General features: G+C 60.0%; 15 protein-coding genes. 9 read left to right on the top strand and 6 right to left on the bottom strand.

What is annotated here, in order from left to right; all coding sequences use genetic code 11:
- Positions 1-6: 6 nt before the first annotated feature.
- The gene (locus tag HDE79_RS15740; RefSeq protein ID WP_184603653.1) at positions 7-846 is read right to left on the bottom strand and encodes a DUF72 domain-containing protein; all 840 of its coding nucleotides are present in this window, start codon (positions 844-846) and stop codon (positions 7-9) included.
- Positions 847-1,003: 157 nt separating this feature from the next.
- Between HDE79_RS15740 and HDE79_RS15735 the strand changes: the two genes are divergently transcribed.
- The gene (locus HDE79_RS15735; RefSeq protein ID WP_184603160.1) at positions 1,004-2,686 is read left to right on the top strand and encodes a serine hydrolase; all 1,683 of its coding nucleotides are present in this window, start codon (positions 1,004-1,006) and stop codon (positions 2,684-2,686) included.
- 234 nt (positions 2,687-2,920) lie between these two features.
- Here HDE79_RS15735 and HDE79_RS22015 read toward each other — a convergent pair whose 3' ends face one another.
- The gene (locus HDE79_RS22015) at positions 2,921-3,043 is read right to left on the bottom strand and encodes a hypothetical protein (RefSeq protein ID WP_255488453.1); all 123 of its coding nucleotides are present in this window, start codon (positions 3,041-3,043) and stop codon (positions 2,921-2,923) included.
- Positions 3,044-3,354: 311 nt separating this feature from the next.
- Between HDE79_RS22015 and HDE79_RS15730 the strand changes: the two genes are divergently transcribed.
- The 4 genes from HDE79_RS15730 to HDE79_RS15715 all read left to right on the top strand — a co-directional run bounded on the left by HDE79_RS15730 (position 3,355) and on the right by HDE79_RS15715 (position 9,729).
- On the top strand, positions 3,355-4,797 hold the full coding sequence (locus tag HDE79_RS15730) for a glycosyltransferase (RefSeq protein WP_184603158.1): 1,443 nt from the start codon (positions 3,355-3,357) through the stop codon (positions 4,795-4,797).
- Between the two features lie 636 nt (positions 4,798-5,433).
- Positions 5,434-7,080 carry an alpha/beta hydrolase-fold protein gene (locus HDE79_RS15725; RefSeq protein WP_184603156.1) on the top strand — a complete coding sequence of 549 codons (1,647 nt, stop codon included), beginning with the start codon at positions 5,434-5,436 and terminating at the stop codon, positions 7,078-7,080.
- A gap of 191 nt (positions 7,081-7,271) precedes the next feature.
- Positions 7,272-8,942: an alpha/beta hydrolase-fold protein gene (locus HDE79_RS15720; protein WP_184603154.1), complete on the top strand. Its 1,671-nt coding sequence runs from the start codon at positions 7,272-7,274 to the stop codon at positions 8,940-8,942.
- A gap of 247 nt (positions 8,943-9,189) precedes the next feature.
- Positions 9,190-9,729, top strand: coding sequence for a DUF3761 domain-containing protein (locus HDE79_RS15715; RefSeq protein WP_184603152.1), 540 nt, complete (start codon positions 9,190-9,192; stop codon positions 9,727-9,729).
- A 62-nt stretch (positions 9,730-9,791) separates the two neighbouring features.
- On the opposite strand, the gene HDE79_RS15710 is transcribed toward HDE79_RS15715, so the two are convergent.
- The gene (locus tag HDE79_RS15710) at positions 9,792-10,220 is read right to left on the bottom strand and encodes a VOC family protein (RefSeq protein WP_184603151.1); all 429 of its coding nucleotides are present in this window, start codon (positions 10,218-10,220) and stop codon (positions 9,792-9,794) included.
- 258 nt (positions 10,221-10,478) lie between these two features.
- On the bottom strand, positions 10,479-12,905 hold the full coding sequence (locus HDE79_RS15705) for a DUF3772 domain-containing protein (RefSeq protein WP_184603149.1): 2,427 nt from the start codon (positions 12,903-12,905) through the stop codon (positions 10,479-10,481).
- 102 nt (positions 12,906-13,007) lie between these two features.
- On the opposite strand from HDE79_RS15705, the gene nfi reads away from it, so the two are divergent.
- From nfi to HDE79_RS15685, 4 genes are all read left to right on the top strand, one after another.
- Complete coding sequence (nfi, locus tag HDE79_RS15700) at positions 13,008-13,742, top strand: deoxyribonuclease V (protein ID WP_184603147.1); 735 nt, start codon at positions 13,008-13,010, stop codon at positions 13,740-13,742.
- A 191-nt stretch (positions 13,743-13,933) separates the two neighbouring features.
- Positions 13,934-15,775, top strand: coding sequence for an ABC transporter ATP-binding protein (locus HDE79_RS15695; RefSeq protein ID WP_184603651.1), 1,842 nt, complete (start codon positions 13,934-13,936; stop codon positions 15,773-15,775).
- Between the two features lie 214 nt (positions 15,776-15,989).
- Positions 15,990-16,595, top strand: coding sequence for an outer membrane beta-barrel protein (locus HDE79_RS15690; protein WP_184603145.1), 606 nt, complete (start codon positions 15,990-15,992; stop codon positions 16,593-16,595).
- A 583-nt stretch (positions 16,596-17,178) separates the two neighbouring features.
- Positions 17,179-17,373, top strand: coding sequence for a hypothetical protein (locus tag HDE79_RS15685; protein ID WP_184603703.1), 195 nt, complete (start codon positions 17,179-17,181; stop codon positions 17,371-17,373).
- Positions 17,374-17,897: 524 nt separating this feature from the next.
- On the opposite strand, the gene HDE79_RS15680 is transcribed toward HDE79_RS15685, so the two are convergent.
- Positions 17,898-18,635: a tail fiber protein gene (locus HDE79_RS15680; RefSeq protein ID WP_184603144.1), complete on the bottom strand. Its 738-nt coding sequence runs from the start codon at positions 18,633-18,635 to the stop codon at positions 17,898-17,900.
- On the bottom strand, positions 18,632-21,661 hold the full coding sequence (locus tag HDE79_RS15675; protein ID WP_184603142.1) for a hypothetical protein: 3,030 nt from the start codon (positions 21,659-21,661) through the stop codon (positions 18,632-18,634). Before HDE79_RS15675 ends, HDE79_RS15680 begins: the two co-directional genes overlap by 4 nt.
- Positions 21,662-21,695: the final 34 nt, after the last annotated feature.

The following is a 21,695-nucleotide window of genomic DNA, read 5'->3' as shown; positions in this document are numbered from 1 at the left end:
GTGAACTCAGCCAGCGTCAACGCGGGCCTGCATCGCCATCGCAGCAGCCGGATTGCGTTCCTTGGCACTGCTGATGAAGAACATGAATACATCGCGCGATTCTGCCTGCGGAGCTGGCGCACCGATGTGTGGCAGATCGGCTGGATCGCCCCCATTAGCCCAGGCTTTGGCTTGCCTGGCCCAACCATCGAGGGCAGTAGCGGGGTAACCCGTATCGATATCCGACTGGCTGCGCATCAGGCGGGCATAAACGAATGTCCCTGTGATGTCGGCCATCGACGGATAATTCGTTGAATCGGTGAAGACGGTCGCTATGCCTTGCGCACGGGCCAGTTTCAGATAGGACTCGCAGAGAAAGCTGTCGTGCCGCACTTCCAGAACATGGCGCAGCCGACGCCCATCCAGCTCGCGCGGCAGCGTATCGAGAAAGGCAGCCAGATCGTCCTGATCGAAGACTCGAGAAGGTGGCAGCTGCCAAAGAATCGGTCCAAGCCGTGCGCCGAATTCGGCCAGGCCGCCGGTGATGAAACGTTTTGCAGCAGCGGTTGAGTCCGCTAATCGCCGACCTTCGGTGATGCTTTTCGGTGCCTTCAATGAAAACACGAAATCTTCCGGCGTCTCGGCTGCCCACTTGGCATAGACGGTCGGCGTTTGTGCTCGATAGAACGTGCCATTGATCTCGATGGCTCGAAGCTGGCGGCTGGCGTATTCCAGCTCGCGCCGCTGCACCAGCCCATCCGGATAGAAATTCTTGCGCCATGGCGCGAACGTCCAGCCGCCGATGCCGACGCGAATCGAGGCGGCGTTTACTGCGGGCGCCGGTTTGGCAAACAGATCATCAGTCATGGGTGGCATCGGTGGCGCCGTCGAAGGAATGCGGTGCCATGTTAGCCGGCAGTTCCGGTGGATCGGTGCCTTGGGCTCGATGTGGTGCATGACTTTCAGCGCTGGCTTCGCGCCCGATTTGCCGCGATAGTTGATCGACTGACCCGCAGGAATCGACATGCTCAAGCGCCGCTCTTTCCACTATTCCTTTTTCCCCGGGACGGCCAGCCTTTGTGCGTTGATGGCGTTTGCCGCGGCGGCAAGCGCCCAGACACCAGCTGCTTCGGTGCCTGCGCCGGATACGGTAAACACGGCTCCCAGCACCTTGCAGTCTCAGCTGCAGGACTTTGGTGCCTATGTCGATAGCGCGCGCAAGACCTTCGATGTGCCGGGCATTGCGGTAGCGATCGTCGAGGATGGCAAGGTGGTGATGGAGCAGGGCTTCGGCCTGCGCGAGATCGGCAAACCCGAAGCCGTCGACGCACACACGCTGTTTGCCATCGCGTCCAATACCAAGGCATTCACCGCTGCCGCGCTGCAGCAGCTGGCCGAGCAGGGCAAGCTGAAAATGGACGATCGAGTTATCGATCACCTGCCGTGGTTTCGCATGTCCGATCCGTATGTGACGCACGAAATGCGCATCCGCGACCTGCTGGCGCATCGCAGTGGTTTGAGCCTCGGTGCGGGCGATCTGCTGTACTGGCCGCCGACCTCGTATACCACCAAGGAAGTGGTCGAGCATCTGCGTGATGTGCCGATCAAGAACGGTTTTCGCAGCGGCTATGCCTACGACAATATTTTGTTTGCCGTCGCCACTCTGGTGATCGAGCAGGCCTCTGGCCAGAGCTATGCCGACTATGTGCGCACGCATCTATTCCAGCCGGTCGGCATGGACGAGTCGTTGATCGACAAGACCTATCTGAAGCCGGGCATGGATGTGGCTACCGGCCATGCCAAAGCCAATTTCAAGAATCTGGAGCCGGTTCCGCCGATGGCCTGGCTCAACGATCCTGGCGCGGGCGGCATTTACGCCAGCGTGCACGATCTGGCCAAGTGGATGAACGTGCAACTGGCTGGCGGCGTGCTGCCGGGTCCGGATAAGGACAGCAAGCCGACGCGGCTGTTCTCCGAGGATAGCCAGCAACAGATGTGGTCGATGCTGACACCGATCACCATCATCAAGCCACCGATCCCCGAGCTGGCACCGTTGACACCGCACTTTTACGGCTACGGCGAAAGCTGGTTCCTGTCCGACTACCGCAACCAGCGACTGGTCTGGCATACCGGCGGTTGGCCTGGCATGGTTTCGCGTATCACGCTGGTGCCGGAGCTGCACCTGGGCGTGGTGGTGCTGACCAACCAGGAGTCTGGCGCGGCGTTCAATGCGGTGACCTATCGCGTACTCGATGCTTACCTCAATCCATCGCAGAAGACCGACTGGGTCGCGGTTTACGACAAGGCCGTGAAGAAGGCGAAATCGAAAGCCGACGACAGCTTCGCCACGCATGAGAAGGCGCGCGACAAGAACAGCAAGCCGTCACTGACGCTGGCGAATTACGCGGGAACCTATCGCGACCCTTGGTATGGCGATGTCGTCATCAGCAGCGAGGGTGGCAAGCTGCGCCTGCGTTTCAGCAAGACCGCTCAGTTGATCGGCACCTTGTCGCCGTGGCAGCACGATGCCTTCACTGTGCGTTGGGATGATCGCGCGTTGAACGCCGATGCATTCATCAGCTTCAGTCTCGATATGGACGGCCATATCCGTGAAGCGCGGATGGAGCCGATCTCGCCGCTGACCGATTTCAGCTTCGACTTTCAGGATCTGCGTCTCACGCCCATCCGGAAGGCTGAGGCTGAGTAACCTCCCGCGTACGGAAACGTTCGACCGACAGGCCTTTGGGATGACGGCGAAAGCATGTGGCCCATAGCCCATGGCGATCTGTGCCGTCGCGCCGAAAGTGCATGCATCGTTGGCTAGGGTTGGACATCCCCGTTGGCCAACCTGCTTTGCACATGCCGTGCTTTGCACCTGCGTCAGGCTCGCTTCGCACCGATGATGCGCGCCAGCCAAACACCAGGGTGATTGATACCCCGTTCACGACAAACGCTGCGGGCAACGATCGCCGATAACCGTTCCGGAGGTGGCCGCCATGGCCTGACGGAACTCGCTCAACTCGCGCCTCAAAACATCTTTGGCGCCAACCGCCTGGATATCCATGCCGAGACCATCTATCGGGCTTGGAAACCTCTGATAGTCGAACGCATTCAGGCCCGAATCTGACGGTTGACCTGTCTCGGCTACTGCGGACGTCCATGGATCGCCGCCTCCGCATGCTCATGCGATTCAGCACCACATCCTCGCGAAATCAGTTTTTTTCCGACAGACGCGATGCCAGAGCAACCTCACTGTACGGATGACGGCCTTGGGCAACAACGCCGTCGGACACATCCGGACGCGTTTCCGGACGCGTCGATACCGGTCGTCATCGCGATCGGACACTGATAACGCCATTACCCAAGGAGATCCTCATGAGCAATATCCTCATCGTTCTACCGTATAGCGGCAGGAACTTCGGCGGTGGTCTCGCCGTCTTCAACCAGGAATTCACCAAAGCTCTCGTTGTTAACGGGCATAGCGTCAAGCTACTCACTCTCGACGTAAGAGTTCCTTCGGGGCGTGAGCCCATCAATCCCACTGCCGAGGATCATGGCCGCGCGACGATTCTGTACATCAATGACGAGCCGATCCTGATGCAAAACCCGGGTGGGATCGACAAGGAACGCGAGGAGTTGTACGAGCGAATCAACGATCCGGATTACCTTTCCAGGAACAATGTGCAAGCAAAGGTCCTGGGTTCGGATGCGCCATGGCATCCCGAGATCATCATCGGCCATTCGCGGTTTTCGGGGCCGGCTGCGATCCTGCTCAAGGAAAGATACTTCCCTCGTGCGAAGACGAACTATTTTCTGCATTCCTATCCCGTGGAAGGCACGATTTTGACTGGCTACGATGCCTATGGCGAGGCGATCGACACCGAATCGGCCGGACGAAAGATCGCGATAGAGGCCGAGTGGATGAAAAAAGCCGATCTGGTGGTGCCGGTGGGACCGTTGCTGCGCGCCGGCGCGCTGAAGCTGCTGCATGGCGCGAAGGTGCGCGTCCACGAATGCATTGGCGGTGTCGAGGCTATGGAGAGGGTGAGTTTCGAAGAACCCAGAGCGCGGATAGGGCTGCTCTTCAATGGTCGAGCCAGTGCGCCGATCAAGGGGCTTGAAGACATCCTGCTCGCTGCGCAGATACTTCGCGACGATAAGGGCTGCCCACCGCTTGAGTTGCATGTCCGTTACTGGGCGGCCAGAAATTTTTACCCTGATGGAGCGAGGCACCGTAGTACGGTAGTGGAAACGGTCGATTACCAAGCCGTGCAGAAATTCGCGGACGAGATAGTCCACGTGGGTCGTGATGCCGACAAGGTCAGGGTGTTGGTTGGTCCATCGACCACCACCATCATGAAGGAAGTGCGCGCGTCCTACGGCGTGCTTATGCCATCGTATATCGAGCATTTCGGGTTGGTGCCGATGGAGGCTTTAAGCGCCGGCGTGCCTGTGCTGGTGAATGAGATCAGCGGCGCGGGAATGTTCCTGGCGCGTTTCGGCAAGCATGGCGAGAATTGTGTGGTCCACGACTTTTACAAACGTGTCTCGGCATCGGAACCCGACGATTTTCTCGAGCCGAGCGGGGTGCCGACGACGGCCTTTGATGGCCGTCCTGCGGCTTGGGCTGTCGCGATCAAAAAGCTGGTGACGAATCTTCCCGCCCGCTTCGGGGAGGCAAGAGAATTGGGTGAAAGGCTGGGCAAGTCCTATACCTGGGCGGACTGCGCGCGGGGCGTTGTCTTGGCCTCCACTTCGCCTTACGACGGATACGCCGTCACCCGGCAAGGTCCGGAAGGCTCTGTAGAGCAGTGCTGAGGGCAGTTCCGTGCGTGACTTTGCCGGCGAGAGGTGTACTGCTCGCTGTGTGATTCAACCCATGCGAGGGCGAAGGCGAGCGAGTACACCCACTCGAATTCATGAATGGCGAAGATGGTCGGGTTGAGGGTCGAAGCCCATTGATGGCATGTCTGCGATGGCAACATGGATGGCAACATGCGCTTGGGCAGGTTGCGGGTGCGAACACCGATGCACGAGCACGGTGTTCGCACCAAGGTAAAAAGCGATTCAAGCCAATCTCATCGAAGTAGCCTCGTCGATGACCATGGTGTGCGATAGGGTCATCGGCTCATTGCGCATGGCATGCACTCATGCAAGCAGTCCTGGCTGATGATCTTGCGCAGCGACCATGGCAATCAGTACTTTAACGAGCCGATCCAGCACGGTGCCTGGTACACGTCGACTTTGCGCGTTGTCGCCTTTTACGAACGCACTGCAGCTGCGTGCGTAGCTTTTCAAGCGGTTTGCTCCGGACATCGCTGGAGCTGTCGTTGGTATGCGAACATTCTCGGTGGATGCATGCTGGGGAGAAGGACTTCGAATAAGCCCTCAGAGCAAACAGTGCCAGCAATTTCTTTCGAAATTGAGCCATCATTTACCTTTTTGGAGATACGCATGCGATGTCGTTGGATCGCGGCCGCTTTTATCGGCCTTTTGTTGAGTGCAACGGCGCAGTCCCAGACAACAGCATTGCCCGCGCACAGCTTTTTCCACGTGCAGTTGGGCAACTCGGCATCGGCACAGCCCATCTCCGGCCGGCTGCTGCTGTTCGCTGTCGAGGCGAAAGCCGCGGAGGCTGAAGAAAAGACGGAGTCCGACGGCAAGAGCAGCGTTGTTGACGAAGTGGATGCGAATCCGTTCAGTGCCACGCAGACCTCGGTGGCAGCACGCGAGGTGAGCCGCTGGACACCGGGCCAGATCAACGATATCGATGCCGACCAGCTGGCGTTTCCGGCTGGCTATTCGCAGCTGCCGCCGGGCGATTACTACGTGCAGGCGGTACTCGACGTCGATCACACCTATAACTACGCTGGACGTGGCGCGGGCGATCTGGTCAGCGAGGTAGTGAAGCTGCATTTGCCAATCGCCAGTATTCCGACGTTGACGCTGAGCAAGGCACTGCCGGCACGGGATCCCTGGACACTGTCGGCGTCCACGCCAGCAGCTATCCGTGCACTTCTCCCCGAAGCCCGCCAGCATGCGAACCTGGTCGAGTTCGTCAGCCCATCGCTGAGCGCGTTCTGGGGCAGGCCGATCACGATGCGCGGCTGGGTGCTGACGCCGCCTGGTTATGACGCCAAGGCCGGCAAACGCTATCCAACGGTTTATTACACGCAAGGTTTCGGCGGCAACAACGATCGCGTGGGCGGCCCGCTGGCCACTGTCTATGCGGCGATGAGCAAGGGCGAGATGCCGCCGATGATCTGGGTATTCCTCGACGAATCCAGCCCCACCGGCACGAACGAGTTCGCCGACTCGGTAAATAACGGACCGTGGGGGCAGGCGCTGACCACGGAGCTGATTCCGCAACTGGAATCGCAATACCGAATGGATGCAAAGTCCGGCGGGCGTTTCTTGAACGGCCACTCTTCCGGCGGCTGGGCCACGCTGTGGCTGCAGACGCGCTATCCGAAAATTTTCGGCGGCACCTGGTCGACCTCGCCCGATCCCAGCGACTTCCACGATTTCACCGGCATCGACCTGTATGCGCCGCATGCCAATGCCTATCGCAAACCGGATGGCTCGGCGTATCCACTTGTGCGCGATCATGACAAGGTGCTGGGCACCTTCGAACAGTTCGCCAAACTGGAGCGTGTGCTGGGAACGTATGGCGGCCAGCTCGGCTCGTTCGAATGGGTGTTTTCACCACGCGGAAAGGATGGCCTGCCGCTGCCGATGTTCAATCGCGATACCGGTGATATCGATCCCGCTGTGGTCGCCTACTGGCGTGATCACTATGACATCGCCTTCCGGCTGCAACACAACTGGCCGCAGCTGAAACCCGATCTGGACGGCAAGATCCATTTGTTTGTGGGTACCGCCGATACGTTCTATCTCGACGGCGCCGCGCACAGGCTGCAGGCGGTGCTGGACGGTCTGCATGCGAAATCGAGCTTCACTTTTTTGCCAAACCGCACGCATTTCGATCTGTACGTGCAAGGTAAGGATCGCCAGGGCCTGCTCAAGCAGATCAGCTGGCAGATGTACGCGGTGGCGCGGCCGGATTCGACGCTGAAGGCGCCACTGCAGCCGGTGCAATAAACAAGGCCGGCGCTAGATGGCTCAGCGCGATATCGTCGAGCCATCAACAGATCGACCCCGCATAACTTACAGGTGACGAGGTAACTGACGCTACGATGACTCGATCTCGGCTAGATTGACCGCTCGCGTATCCCAAATAGGGCCATGCGGCGTTGAGTTGATCTGGATATAGGGATTGGAAAGCTGCTGGCATGCGCAAGTCGGTATGGATCACTTTGACACTGTCGCTGGTACTGGTGCTGGCGATCCTCGCTTCTGCACTGGCACTGCGCTGGCATGCCGCGCATACGCCGCCGATCTTCAATGTAGAACTGGATGGTGCGGCGACCAAGCCCGTTTCGGGACGGCTGTTGCTATTCGCCACCGCAGCGACGGCTGCGCGCAAGGCGGCCAAGGGTGGCAAGGTCGAGAGCGTGGACGCCGATCCGCTGTATCCGATGCGCACGGCAGTTGCCTCGCGCGAGGTGAGTCGGCTGGTGCCGAAGGGTAGCGTGACGATCGATACGGATAGCCAGGCTTTTCCGATGAATTTTTCGGCGCTGCCGCCGGGCGACTACCTGCTGCAGGCGGTGCTCGATCTGGATCACAACTACAACTACAGCGGACGAAGCGCCGGCGATCTGGTCAGCCCGGTGATCAGCGTGCACTTGCCGGCGATTACGCCTTCAACCCTGCGATTGGTGCGCGTACAGTCCGAGCCCTATCCGTGGCAGCTGACCTCGACGCCAGATCTGCAGGTCGCAGCGCCGGACGCGCGCGCGCATACCAAGCCGATCGACATGGTCAGCCCGATGCTCTCCGTTTTCTGGGGCAGGCCGATCCATATACGTGGCTGGGTATTGACCCCGCCTGGATACGAAACCAGCGGCAGTACGCGGTTCCCTACGGTGTATTACACCCACGGCTATGGCGGCAACGACGAGCGCCTGATCAATACCGTGGTGGGTGTGCATCTGGCGATGATGAAGGGCGAGATGCCGCCGATGATCTGGGTGTTTCTGGACGAGTCCGGCCCTACCGGTACGCAGGAGTTTGCCGACTCAGTCAATAACGGTCCCTGGGGCAAGGCGCTGACCGAGGAACTGGTTCCGCAGTTGGAGTCGCACTATCGAATGGATGCGCGCGCTTCCGGTCGTTTTCTCACCGGCCATTCGTCGGGTGGCTGGGCGACGCTGTGGCTGCAGATCACCTATCCGAAGATGTTTGGCGGTACGTGGTCGACGTCACCCGATCCGGTCGATTTTCACGATTTTTCCGGCATCAATCTCTATGCGCCAAATGCCAACGTCTATCACCGGCCCGACGGTAAGCCGTGGCCGCTGGAGCGATTGAACGGGAAGGTCCAGGGCACATTTGAGGATTCAGCCAAACTTGAACGCGTGCTCGGTTTGTACGGCGGCCAAATGTCGTCGTATGAATGGGTGTTTTCACCGCGCAAAGAAGATGGACGGCCGGCGCTGCTGTTCGATCGCGATACCGGTGCAGTTGATCCGGCGGTGGTGGCGTACTGGCGGGCGCATTACGACATTGCGCATCGCCTTCAGGTCGACTGGCCGTTGCTGAAGCCCGATCTGGATGGAAAGATTCACGTGATGGTCGGTACCGCCGATACCTATTACCTGGATGGTGCGGTGCACAGGCTGCAGGCGGTGCTGGATAACCTGCACGCGAGATCCGATTTTCGCTATCTGGCGGGCAAGACGCACGCTGATCTGTATACCCAGGGCGATGATCCGCGCGCCTTGCTCAAGCAGATCAGTTGGGAAATGTATGCCGTCGCGCGACCGGATTCGACGATGAGGCCGCCGGCACAAGCGCAGATCGTCGCGCCGGTCAGCAGCTTGGCGCAGCATTCCGAATAAGGTGCTGCGACCGTCTGCCAGATAAACGCAGCCGACGAATGCGGTTTTATCGTCATGTTTATCGTCACGGATTTGCGGCATAGTCGCGCAGCAGGCACTGCAGTCCCAGTGCTTGGGGAGGCCGCCGCAATCCGTCGCTTCAACGTATGCGCAGAGCGTCCGGCGTGTGGCCAATAAGGTGGGCGTCGTTTCGCCTATGAAACGGCGATTCCAAGGGGTTACGTCAACGCACGTTGGAGTATTCGAGATGAAATCATCAGGTTTGATCGCAGCACGTTCGACGAAAGCAGGCTTGATCGCGGCAGCCATTTTCTGTCTGTTTATCGGTTCCGCGGTTCACGCGCAGCAGTCCGCTGCACCGGCTGGCTCGACCGGCCAGTGCAAGGACGGCAGCTATTCCAGTCAGGCCAGCAAGAAGGGTGCGTGCAAGGGGCACAAGGGCGTGAAGGAGTGGTATGCCGCAGCCGGCACACCAGCTGCAGCAGCTGCCCCGGCAGCGGCCCCGGCCGCAGCTCCCGCCGCAGCCCCAGCAGCAGCGGCACCAGCCGCGGCGGCCGCCCCAGCTACTGCGGCAGCAACCTCGAAGAAGGGTGCGTCGGCACCTGCTGCTACCGCCGCCGCGGGCGGTGGTCCGGGCCAGGTTTGGGTCAATACTGGTAGCAAGAGCAAGGCGTATCACTGCCAGGGCAGCAAGTGGTATGGCACCACCAAGCAGGGCAAGTACATGAGCGCGTCGGACGCGCAGGCGGCGGGTTATCACGCGGCCAAAGACGAGAAGTGCTCGTAATCCGCGGTTTTGACCGCTAGGTACTTACAACGGGCCGGCTCATGCCGGCCCGTTGTTCTGCTTCACGACACATGCCACGGATCGTAGCTGCCGAAATACCACAGGTGACCTTCCGGATCGCGGCAGCTGTAGCCGGCACCGCCGTAGTCCTTTTCGGCATAGTCATCGACGATCGTGGCGCCGGCCGCCAGTGCCTGCTGATAGTGAGACTTGCAATTGATGACGGTGACGCATGCGCATTGCGTTTCTCTGCCGCCGATGTCACTGGGTTGAGCAATGCGTTTGCCGAATTCGTCGTCGCGCACTTCGCCGAGCATGATCATGCCGTTGCCGTAGGTCAGCTGTGCGTGTTCCACACCGCCTCGCTCGTTTTCATAAACAGCATGCTTGGTGAAGCCGAATGCCGTACACAGAAAATCGATTGCGGCATGCGCATCGCGGTAACGCATGCCGGGGATGATGGTGCTGCCGTTCGGTCTGGACGTGGACATCGCAAAAACTCCTTGGCTGGAATCTGAAGATCAGGCTAGCGCGACATTAAGTACGTCTTGTGGATTTTCGCAGGCGACATGTTCACTTCGCCCATTCAATCGACCAGCAGCGACCGAATGCGTGCGAGCTTGCGCATCGATCAAACCGTCAGCGGTGCGGCTGGCTGGCTTTGTTGAGTTCCATCGGCAAGTCCCCGACTGATGGCGATCAGTCCAGCCCTGACTTGGCTGGGGGTGAGGTGATTTAGCAGTCGCCGGTCAATCCTTGTCGTCGCGGTTGTCGTCGTTCGTTAGTGAGGCGGGCAAGGTGTGCACGATCATGCTTTGCGGGCTGGTCATCGGCAGCTTCGCGTCGCGCAGGCGGTCCAGCGTTTCGAACAGCAGATCGCTTTTCACAGCGCTGACGTCGCGCGGGCTGTTGACGTAGGCGGTGCAGTCGAACGTCATGGTGCCGGCGTCGAGGTTGTCCAGTCGTACGACCGGCGCTGGCGTGGCAAGTGTTGATGGATGTGCGTTAAGCACCTCCAGAATGATTTCGCGCGCCTTGCTGGCATCGGTATCCAGTGGCATCGGCAGGGTGATGTGCACACGTCCCTGCGCGTTGGCCAGGGTCACGTTGCGCACGTTCTGGGTGATGAACTGGGAGTTTGGCACGATCATGGTCGAGCGGTCGCCCATCTGGATTTCGGTAGCGCGCACGTTGATGCGGCGGATATCACCCTCGACACCGCCGATGCTGACCCAGTCGCCGACCTTCACTGGCCGCTCGGCCAGCAGGATCAGACCGGAAATAAAATTCTGCACGATCGCCTGCAGACCGAAACCAATACCGACAGACAGCGCGCTGGCCATCCAGGTGATGCTGGTCAGGTTGACGTTCAACTCGAGCAGTGCGAGCACGAACACGAATACGCCGCCAACATAGCCCAGCAAAGTCAGCACCGAGTTCTGCATGCCCAGATCGAATGAAGTCTTCGGTAGCAGTTGCTCGCTTAGCCAACGCTTGATCACCCGCAACACGACCAGGCCGATGCCGAATACCAGCAAGGCACCAAGGATATTGCTGGGTACGATCTTCAGCGAACCCAGCGAGCCACCCGACAGCAGCGTACCGATACGTCCAGCCAGTTCCTCGGGTCCAGCACCAAATGGCGCCAATACAAACGCTATCGCCATGATCAGCAGGATCGCGCGGGTCACGCCGGACAGCACGGTACCCACCTGTTCCAGCGCGCTGGCCGGCAGGCCAAAACTGTTCTGCATCCGCTTGCCGGTGCGGCCCTTCGGCGCAAAGACGGTATCGAAGATATCGTCGACCAGATGCATCATTAGATACAGCGCGGTGAGGATCACGCCGACCCACAGCATCTGTCGCGCGATAAAGAAGGCGAACGCGATATAGCCCGATGCGACGCCGAGCAGGGTGATGCCAACGGAGATGAACGCGGCGGCAACCACCAGACCGACCCAGATCGGTCGCTGGGCCGGCTCCTCGCCCGCCGCCAGCATGGCGCGCCGGGATTTGCCCAGGCGGATCAAGGCATCGGCTACCAGCACGCCGATCAGCACCGAGATAAAACCGCGAGTCGCAACCGAAGCCGACAAGCTGATGCCGATCGCGTCGTTGATGCTTTCCAGCAGGCCCAGCAGAAATGCCGCGCCGCCCAACAGCCACGGGAACATGCGCAGCCGCTGTGCGGCATCGTCGGATAACGCTGGAAGTCGCCATGACGGGCGTTTGATCGACAGCATGGCGCGACCCAGTCCGGTCATGAACGCCGCAAAGGTCACCAATCGCACCAGTCTTTGTGCCAGGCCGTCCAGGTCTTCGCTGAGGATGTCGTTCCAGTTCAACGCCAGATAGACGAAGTGGGCCGACAAGCCGACCGTTAAGGTATAGGCGAGTGTGATCGTGACGGCCAGTGCGCTGCGGCGTAGATGGCCGGCCGGCATGCGATTGGTGGTTACCTGCACCAGTGCGCGCTCAATCAGCCATCGACCGACCGTCAGCAGGAGCACGGCAACGATCAGGCACAGGATGAGCGATATACGATTTGGCGGCTGCCACGCTGTCGATACAGCGTCGGCCACCGAACTGTTCAAGTGCTGTTCGCGGGTGAGATCGTCGGGAAATGCCTGCGCTGGATCGACCCAGAATGCGCGGCTGAACGGCGTTGCGGTTCGTGAGGCCAACGAGGCCTGAAACTGGTCGCGGCGCAGTTCCGAAACGTGCACCGCCAACTGCGCCGCTTCCGTGCCGAGCGAATTGGCCTGCTTGATCTGGCCGTCCAAATCAGTTTTCGTTTTTGTCAGCTGCCGGCGCTGCGTGCTGAGTTCCGACGATTCGGGCGGTGCACCTTTGACCGGTGCTGGGCCAAGCACATCGAGCCGGGTCTGCAGGCTGGTCGATTGCGGTGACAGGCTGGTGGCGAGTTGTTCGGCCTGCTGCTGCACGGCCAGCGCACTGGTGCGCAGATCGTTCAACGGGACGTCCGGCTTTTTGGTGTCCACCGAACTCTTGATGTCGTCCAGTTGCGCGCGCAGCTGGGTCAGTGTCTGCACTGGCGTCAACGCAGGCTTGGCGATGGCCGAGCTGCTGGCTGCAGCTGGCGCGTCCTGTGCAAGTGCGATGCCGCCGGAAAAGGTCAGCAGAAGGACGAATAAATAACGAAGCAAGTTAGGCATTTCCCGATGATCCGGTCCTTGTTGCAGTCGGTCAACCGAAATGACTGTTGGGCCACGTCAGCTTTGACGCAGTGTTCAGATAGCGTAATCCACGCTAACGGCATGAATGGCCGAAGCATAGACAGCTGGCTAGACCTCGACATTGGGGACGCCTTGGCGTGGGATGGTGACGTCACTCGCGCTCGCGCACTGCAGACTGAACTCGCGCTTCGGGTCCGACTGGACGACGAATTCCCGCCGCTACGCCTGCTGGCCGGCGTCGATGTGGGCTTCGAGGCGGGCGGTGCGATCACCCGCGCGGCAGCGGTGTTGATCGATGCAGGGACTTTGCGGCCGATAGCCGAAGTCGTTGCGAGATTGCCTACGCGGATGCCATATATGCCCGGGCTGCTGTCGTTCCGCGAGTTGCCGGCGGTGCTGCAGGCATTGGCCGAACTGCCGCAGCAGCCCGATCTGATTTTCGTCGATGGGCAGGGCGTAGCGCATCCGCGTGGACTCGGCATCGCTGCGCACCTTGGGGTAATTACCGGTCTGCCGACGATCGGGGTGGCGAAATCGATCCTGGTCGATAGCCATGGCGAGCTTGGTCAATGCCGCGGCGACCGCACTGATCTGATCCACCGCGGCAGGATGATCGGCACGGTCTTGCGCAGCAAGGACCACATCAAGCCGCTGATTGTTTCGCCCGGGCATCGCGTGAGCCACGTCAGTGCGCCAGATCTCGTACTCGCCTGCTGCACGCGCTACAAGTTGCCCGAGCCCACCCGACTCGCGGACAGACTCGCGTCACGCCGCGACCGGTCGGGGCAGCAAAGCCTGGATCGGGGTCTGAGGTAAGGCGTTATCAGCCTTGCAGGCGTCTGCCGGGATTGGGTCTGTGAAAGTTGTATAGGGCGCTGGCGGCCTCGATTTGTCTTAGCTAAATGCCGGTTCGCACCGTGAATTCGAAGGTGCGCGACCCCATGTCATCGCGACTGCAGTGAGGTGCTTCAAGCACAATGACGGCCTGCAGCTCTGGAGCGCTCATGATTTTCCGCTGGTTCGAATCTCTCATCGACGCGTTCAAGGAACCGTCCGACGGCATGCCACCGCAGGCGGTGTGGCGTTTCTACGCATTTTATCTGCGTCAGGTATGGCCAGTGTTCCTGGCGGCAATCGTGGTGGGTTTCGGCGTGGCGATCGTCGAGGTGTCGCTGTTCGGCTTCATCGGCAGCATTGTCGATTTAACCAAGGGTATGCCGGGGCCGGATTTTTTCCACCTACACGGGCGCGAGTTAATCGGTATGGGTCTGGTTGCGCTGATTGCGCGGCCGGTGCTCGCTGGCTTGCATGACCTGCTGGTGAACCAGGCGATCGTACCCAGCCTGACCAACCGCATTCGCTGGCAGAACCATCGCTATGTGATCCGCCAGAGCCTGGGTTTTTTCCAGAACGATTACGCCGGACGTATCGCCAATCGCATCATGCAGACCGGCGCGAGCCTGCGTGAGTCGGCGGTGCAGATTGTCGATGCGCTGTGGTACGTCACCATTTATACTGGTAGCGCGATCGTGCTGTTCGCCAAGGCGGATGCGTGGTTGGCCGTACCGTTGGTGGTGTGGGTGATCTTTTATGTCGGATTGATGGGATATTTCATTCCGCGCATCAAGCAGCGTTCATGGCATGCGTCCGAGGCCCGTTCAAAACTGATGGGACGCATTGTTGATGGTTACAGCAATGTGCTGACGCTGAAACTGTTCGCGCATACACGGCGAGAGGAAGCCTATGTCGCCGACGCGATGGGCGAGCAAACCAGCAAACTGCGCCGCATGACCCGCCTCACCACGGGGATGGATGCCAGCATCACCACACTCAACGGGTTCCTGATTGTCGGCACGTCGGCGCTGGCGATCTGGCTGTGGAGCCAGGGCAAGGTCAGCGTGGGGGCGATTGCGTTGTCCACCGGCTTGGTGATCCGCATTAACAACATGTCCGGCTGGATCATGTGGGTAGTCAACGGTGTTTTTGAAAATGTGGGTACGGTGCAGGACGGCATCACCACCATCGCCCAGCCGCGTGCGGTGCAGGATCGTGAGGATGCGGAGCCGCTGACAGTGATGCGCGGCGATGTGCACTTTGATGACATTCATTTCCATTACGGCAAGCAGGGCGGTGTGATCGCCGGCCTCGATCTGGCTGTGCGTGCCGGCGAGAAGATCGGTGTAGTCGGGCCATCCGGTGCCGGCAAATCTACCCTGGTCAATGTGCTGTTGCGGCTTTATGACCTGGAGGATGGACGTATCCTGATCGATGGCCAGGACATCGCCAAGGTCACGCAGGAGAGTCTGCGCTCGCAGATTGGCGTGGTGACGCAGGACACCTCGTTATTGCATCGCTCGATTCGCGACAACCTGCTGTATGGACGTCCGGATGCCAGTGAAGCACAAATTCTCGACGCCGTGCGCAAGGCGCGCGCCGACGAATTCATTCCGCAGCTGGTCGACGGCGAGGGTCGTTTTGGGTATGACGCGCTGGTCGGTGAGCGTGGCGTCAAGCTCAGCGGTGGCCAGCGCCAGCGCATCGCCATTGCCCGCGTGCTACTGAAGGACGCGCCGATCCTGGTGCTCGATGAAGCCACTTCGGCGCTCGATTCCGAAGCCGAAGCGGCAATCCAGGACAGTCTCGATATTCTGATGCGCGGCAAGACGGTGATCGCGATTGCGCACCGACTTTCCACCATCGCGCGGATGGACCGCCTGGTGGTGCTGGACAAAGGCCATATCGTCGAAACCGGCACGCATGCCGAACTCATCGCGCATCAAGGTCTATACGCGCGACTATGGAAACGGCAGACCGGAGGTTTTGTGGCGGCTGAGGATGCGCTGGCGTGAAAGCTTAATTCTCGGCGGCTTTGATGGCTGTCGTGCAGATTGAGTTAGTCTGGTGAGTAGTGTTGCCTGCGTAATCTAGCGCTGCACGTACACTGCAGACGGGCCATGAAAGTTCGCCGCAAGACAACCTGAGCATGAGCATGGCACTGCGTAGACCATACGGTTAGCAGTGAATTTTTCTGATCTGGATCTACTACAAAATAAAAGGGGTTTCATGAACAAGTTCGTTCTTTCTGCCGCATTGGCTGCGGTGGTTGCATCTTCCTTGCTGAGCCATGCAGTTTGCGCTGCGGATAGCAATCCACTGGACAACTTCTATGTGGCTGGAAGCTTCGGTCAGAGCCAATATCGCGCCGATGCCAAGCATGCCGACAGCGTATTCCAGAACCTGCGCTTCGGCTGGCGCTGGAATGGCATTTTCGGGCCGGAAATCGGCTACGCCTATCTCGGTCGACGCAGAGACGTCAACTCGTCGGGCGGGTTTCGTTACAAGACTTCGGTCAATGCGCGCGCGGCCACCCTCGGCATCAGCGGCAAATACAACTTCGGCCAGAACTGGTTCTTTACAGGCCATGGTGGTTATCTGCGCTCGCATCGCAGTCTCGATGACCTTGGGTATGACAGCGGTAATACTTTGGCTACCCACAAGAGCTGGAACAATGGTTGGTACGGTGGCGTGGGCGTGGGTTATGACCTGACCAAGAATGTAAGCATAGGCGTGAACTACGACAACTATCACCTGCAATACGGTCACGACGGCGGCTTTCGTAGCAAGGTCAACGTGGCAGCGTTTTCCAGTTCGATTGAATATCGCTTCTGAATCCGCTGATTATCGGATCATGAAAAAGCTACGGCCGCCGATCGGCGGCCGTAGCTTTTTCAGACGGCCAATTGGCGCGATCAGTCGTTTGCACCAGCCAAGCGGATATCGGGAGCAGGCTGAGTTTCATGCCTGTTCGGAAAGCACGAATCTTGGACTCGCTGGGCAACGAACGAAGTGGCATATCAACGCTGCAATAGCGTTAGCTCGGTATTGCAGGAGAACAGCCATGCTGCACGACTCCACGTGTCGCCGGGGTGTACGACGTGGTGACGATTGTCACTGACGATGATTGACGGCTGCCTCTGCTTTGACTGAGGCAGTCGATGGATTATCTCTCCACGCACCGCGGTGGTGTCGGAGAACTGCCATGAAAATTTTCGTCGCTTACTCGATCTTCCATCAAGCCCTGGCCATCGTATTTGCGGTGCTCGCCACGGCGTCAGTCACCTTTGCCCTGTGTCAGGCCAGCCTGCTCATGCCGGCCTGATCCTGGCCCAACGTGCCAGGCGCAAGTTGCTGACCTTTCCAGTCATCCATCAAAGGCACCGCCCTCATCTGGACGAGTTGCAGGAGAACACTCATGAACGTATTCAATAATGACCGCATGAATGACAGCCGCGTCACCGACACCATCAGCAAATTGGAAAAATACATGCCGCTGATGTTTGGCTTGCTGATCGCATTTCTTGCCGGCAAGGCGCTGAAGAAAGTGTTCTGGACCGCATTTGGCATGTACATGGCCTTGCACTACAGCGGTATCCATCTGTTTGGTTGAGCGTGGCGAATGGGGCGCGCGTCCTAGCCATCATCCTGGTGCAGACCACTGGCTGGCTCGATGCATCGTGTTGCATTGTCCGTGCGCTCTTGCCGGTTTGCGCCTTCGGGACGTACGCCTCTAGCGCCGGCGCGCGTCATCGTCTATCGATTAGGCGCTAGCTGCCCTGATGTGGAACCCGTGGATGAGAGCATCCTTAGATAGGCTTTTTGCTCGAGCGTCGCATCGCAGAGATCGACGCCATATAGCGCATAACGTGAGCTTGCCCAGGTGACCGCTGCCAGTAGTGGCCCTGTGGCGAACGGGACGATTTTGCCATAGGGCTGGACGACGCGCTGTTCTGCGTGCGCGGCGCTATTCAAAACTGGGGGCATCGCGGTCGTACGACGCGCCGGCAAGCGAGCTGAAGGATTCCGCCTAGCCTTGTTGCCCTGCACCGACATTATTCGATCGTGCATCCGCAGGCACTGGGCACGTTGTGCCTGGGCCTGATATGGCTGCGCGGATCAGTCGACCGCGATGCGTCACTTTCGCGGCCGCCGCCGATCTCGTTGCGTCAGTTCGGCCAGCGACAGTTCTGCGGAGTACAGGCCCATCAGATGCGAAAGCGCCGCGGTGGGCTTTCCGACGGTGTGGGTGAATTTGATCAATAGATTGATCGAGATGTTAATCGGGCGCGTTTCTTTGAAAGCCTTGCCGACCCACTCCTCGGGCGCACCGTAGTCGGTGGCGCATGAGGCATCGGCGACAAGGGCCAGCAGACCTTCACCCTGCGCGACCAGATTAGCCTTTGGCGGCGTGGCAGGGACGAGGTGGTTGTAAGCATGTCCGTGGCTTTGGACTACCGTGCCCTGGGTCGAGCCGACGGCGGTCGGGTCCAGCGTGGGGCAGGATGGCGTGCGTTCTTTCCAGTCGGGATCTCGCGGCTGGTAGGGTTCTTTGGGGTCATGGCGGTTGTCGAAATCGCGTCCCCGGAAAAAGTAGCCGCGATAGTCCGGCAGATTGAAGCCGCTGCCGTCCCCACCGTAGATGGTGCCGATCACATGGAACAGCGGGCAGTAAATCGAAGGGGTTTTATCGAGGTTGTGAAAGGGAAGCGTCGAACCGTCGCAGACCAGCCAGCCGCAACTGCGCAGCTTTTGCCGTAGAGGCCCTGCTGGCGAGGCCTGGTCCTCGACGGGGCCGGCGTACATGATGACCGTGCCGATCGGTTCGTGGACAGGGTGCAACGAATGGCTACCGACGTCTTGGGCATGGCTCACCGTTTGCGCTCCCGTGGATATTCGCCTTCAGTGGGCGATGGGGTTGCCGGTTGCAGATCGACATGAGGCAGTTCGTCGCCTTCCTGCAGAACTTCCAGCGCGGTGGGTTCTTCTATCCACCAGCCGTGCCGACGTGACGTGCACGGATGCGCGATGTCGGCGGCGGCGTCCAGCCATGGCTCGGGCAACAGTGCAACGCCACCATCGGGTCGCCACAGTGCGCCGTAGCTCAAGTAGTACATCAGCGCGAGTTCGTAGCCGGGCGTCACCGGCAGCAGAACGCGGGCCGATCCGGCGGCAAGAAAGGCATCCAGCAATTCGGCGTCGCGGTGGCTGGCGCTATCGAGACCGCGCCAGTGCAGCCCCGCCTCCGCGCCGGGCTGGTCGACGTTCCAGGGGAAAAAAGCATAGGCCATCTGTCGCCACTGGAAAGCCTCGTCCAGCGTTGTCTTGACGAAGGAGGGAGCCGCCGATGGCGTGCCTGCGGGGGAGCAATACTGCGCCGCCAGAAGATCCAGTGCCTGGCGTTTGAGTTCGCTGACAAAGAATGCGCGTTCGGACGTGCCCAGATCGTTGCTCACCCGTTCCATCCGTTCGCGGTCGTAGTGGCGCCGCCGCTCGATACAGGCGGACAACAATTGGTCGTAGAGCGCCTGCTGCCACTGTTTGGTTCGTTCCGCATACATGCTGTCCTCCGCCAGCAAAGTCACCGTGAGGGCATAGGACTGCGCATGCGAATAGGCGAGGATCGGAATGTCGGTGGCCGACGGGTCGATCGTCACCGATGCATCCGTGCCCGCGGAGGGGATGACCGGCGGTATCGGCGGTTTCTGTGTGAACGGGTCGATCATCTTGCAGCATGGCGCCGCCGGGTCTTCGGCGGCTATCGCAGGCACGGTCGCTGGCGCAGGCGTCGAATTGGTGCCGCCATAGACGGCTTTATAGTCGCCGACGATGCATGCCAGCACTTCGGTCTTGTCCGAAGTGACATAGCTGAGCGTGGCCGTGACGGCTGACGATAGCGTCGTTGAGCCGCGGCCTGCGGAGGGTTTGAAGCCTTCGGGAAGGCAAATCGCTTCATGCGATGGCGACGCCTGACCCGAAAGTTGGGCGATGAACTGGCGATACTGCTCCGGCGGCGCTGGCGGGTTTTCGAAGCCGTAGATGCTGGCCAGCTCAAGGTAATTGCCGTGGTTGATGTCGGACGGATGATGGATGGAGAACGACGCGAGCGTCGGTGGTGGTGTGATCGGCACGCCGGCAGGCTGATCCACTTGTGTGATGAACGCCGCGGCCGGTGTTGCAATGAGGCATTCAATGACGAGGCGGCGGCCTTCGTCATGCAGCACCAGTCGCGAGCGCCGGATCAGCCAGCGATACAGCCCGTTGAGGTGCGCGGTTCCGTTACGGTTGTCGATGTCCCTGGCCACGGTATGTTGCCACCGCCGGGCATGGATCACGCGGCGAGTCTGCTGCACGCTGTCGGCGATGCGACGCGTGGCACGGCGCGTGATTTCCTGGGCGAGTCGGGTGACCTGCGTCTGATCGTGGACGTTGGCGGTGTCGGTATCGACCCAGTCGCCGCTGATGGTCTGCGGCATGTAGATGTCGCTGTAGACGATATTGAGCTTGTTGAAATCGCGCTCGTGGCAGCCCGACTCGACCGTCGCGCGCAGCGCCCCCTCCAGATCGCTGGCATGCATGTGGCTTTCGTCCGCCAGTGTCGTCGTCGCCTGGGCGGTAGCGTCGTCCAGGTGTTCGACGTCAACGCTTTCTTCGCTTGTCTGCACACGTCGACGCTCGCCCTGCAAGACAGTAAATGTGCGCGATACCGGGCCAAGCGCGTAGCGCTCGCATTCCTTGTAGATGGCCTGCAGTTCGCCTACGCCCAGTGCCCGTACATTGCCTTCTTTGGCGTGTGGGATAGCACCCGGCGGCGGTACCGCGCACGTTGGTATCACGATCACGCCCCCCAGACGATCCCGGCGGCCTTGCTCCTGCATCAGGCTGGTGTCCCTGATGCTTAGATCGAATACGAACACGGCGACGCGGAGTACATTGCTCAGCGCGTCGGCAAAGTTCACTTTACCCGTGGTCAGGATGAGTGCGATCAGGCTTTGCCATACGCGGATCCATTGGGTCCGGAATATTTTGTCTTCGGCGAACCGGGACCGGTCGGCGATAGTTTCGGCGACGATCGCATCGAGAGTATCCAGCGACACTTCGCCGTGTACCTGCAGCAGACGCCGCTGCAGATCGATGAACGACTGCCACTCCTTGTCCAGGTCCGCCAGTGATTTTATGTAGGGGTAGGCGACATCGCTCTTTGTCTTTGCACCCGCGCCGACATAGGTCGTTGCGGTTGCGCGTATGGCCGTCCATGCCGCGGCGGCATCCGTGGCTTTTTTCTGGTCTTGCCGTAGTGCCGAAAGCAGGGGGCAGGCGGCTATCGCCAGCACATGCTCTACCCGGATGAAACGCGGATTGTCGGCGGTCGCCGGCCGGATATCGCGCAACCAGAGAAAATTGAAGATCTGGTAGCGATTGCGCGGGTTGGCGATGTTGAAGCCGTGGGCCTGTTCCGGGTCGTGAAAAGGACTCCAGGAGGGGGAGTCGGGCTGGTCGGGACCGTCGGGGTCCGCCGGCCGTTCGGGCTCGCGTGGATCGGGCCGCGGCACCAGGAAGTCGCGAAACCATTTGTTGATGGCGACAGGAATATCGGCATGAATCCGTATGCGATCGTCGGCATCGTATTCGAGATGCATTTCGACGTGTCGCTCCTGCGGGCCGATGACATGAGCCGGCATACGGAATTTGCACACCGGCGCCGTTGCCATCGATAGCTTGCAGGTGTGGATGTGCGTCGCCGGCATCGTGATCATTGAGTGCAAATGCACGGTGACCGTTTCGCCGTCCTCCCACACCCAGTGCACCGACAGTTGCGCTGGTCCGCCGAGAAAGCGCGAGCATGCAGACTCTGCTTTTCCGGCGAGGGGAGAAGCTGACTCAATGTGGGCGGTAGTCATGGCGGTAATCCGGCGGTATCGCATAGAAAAGCGA

The sequence above is a fragment of the Rhodanobacter sp. MP1X3 genome, from assembly GCF_014207165.1.
Classification (GTDB): Bacteria; Pseudomonadota; Gammaproteobacteria; order Xanthomonadales; family Rhodanobacteraceae; genus Rhodanobacter.
Note: the sequence above shows the minus strand (reverse complement) of the source record. Positions and strands in the feature narration are given on the sequence as shown.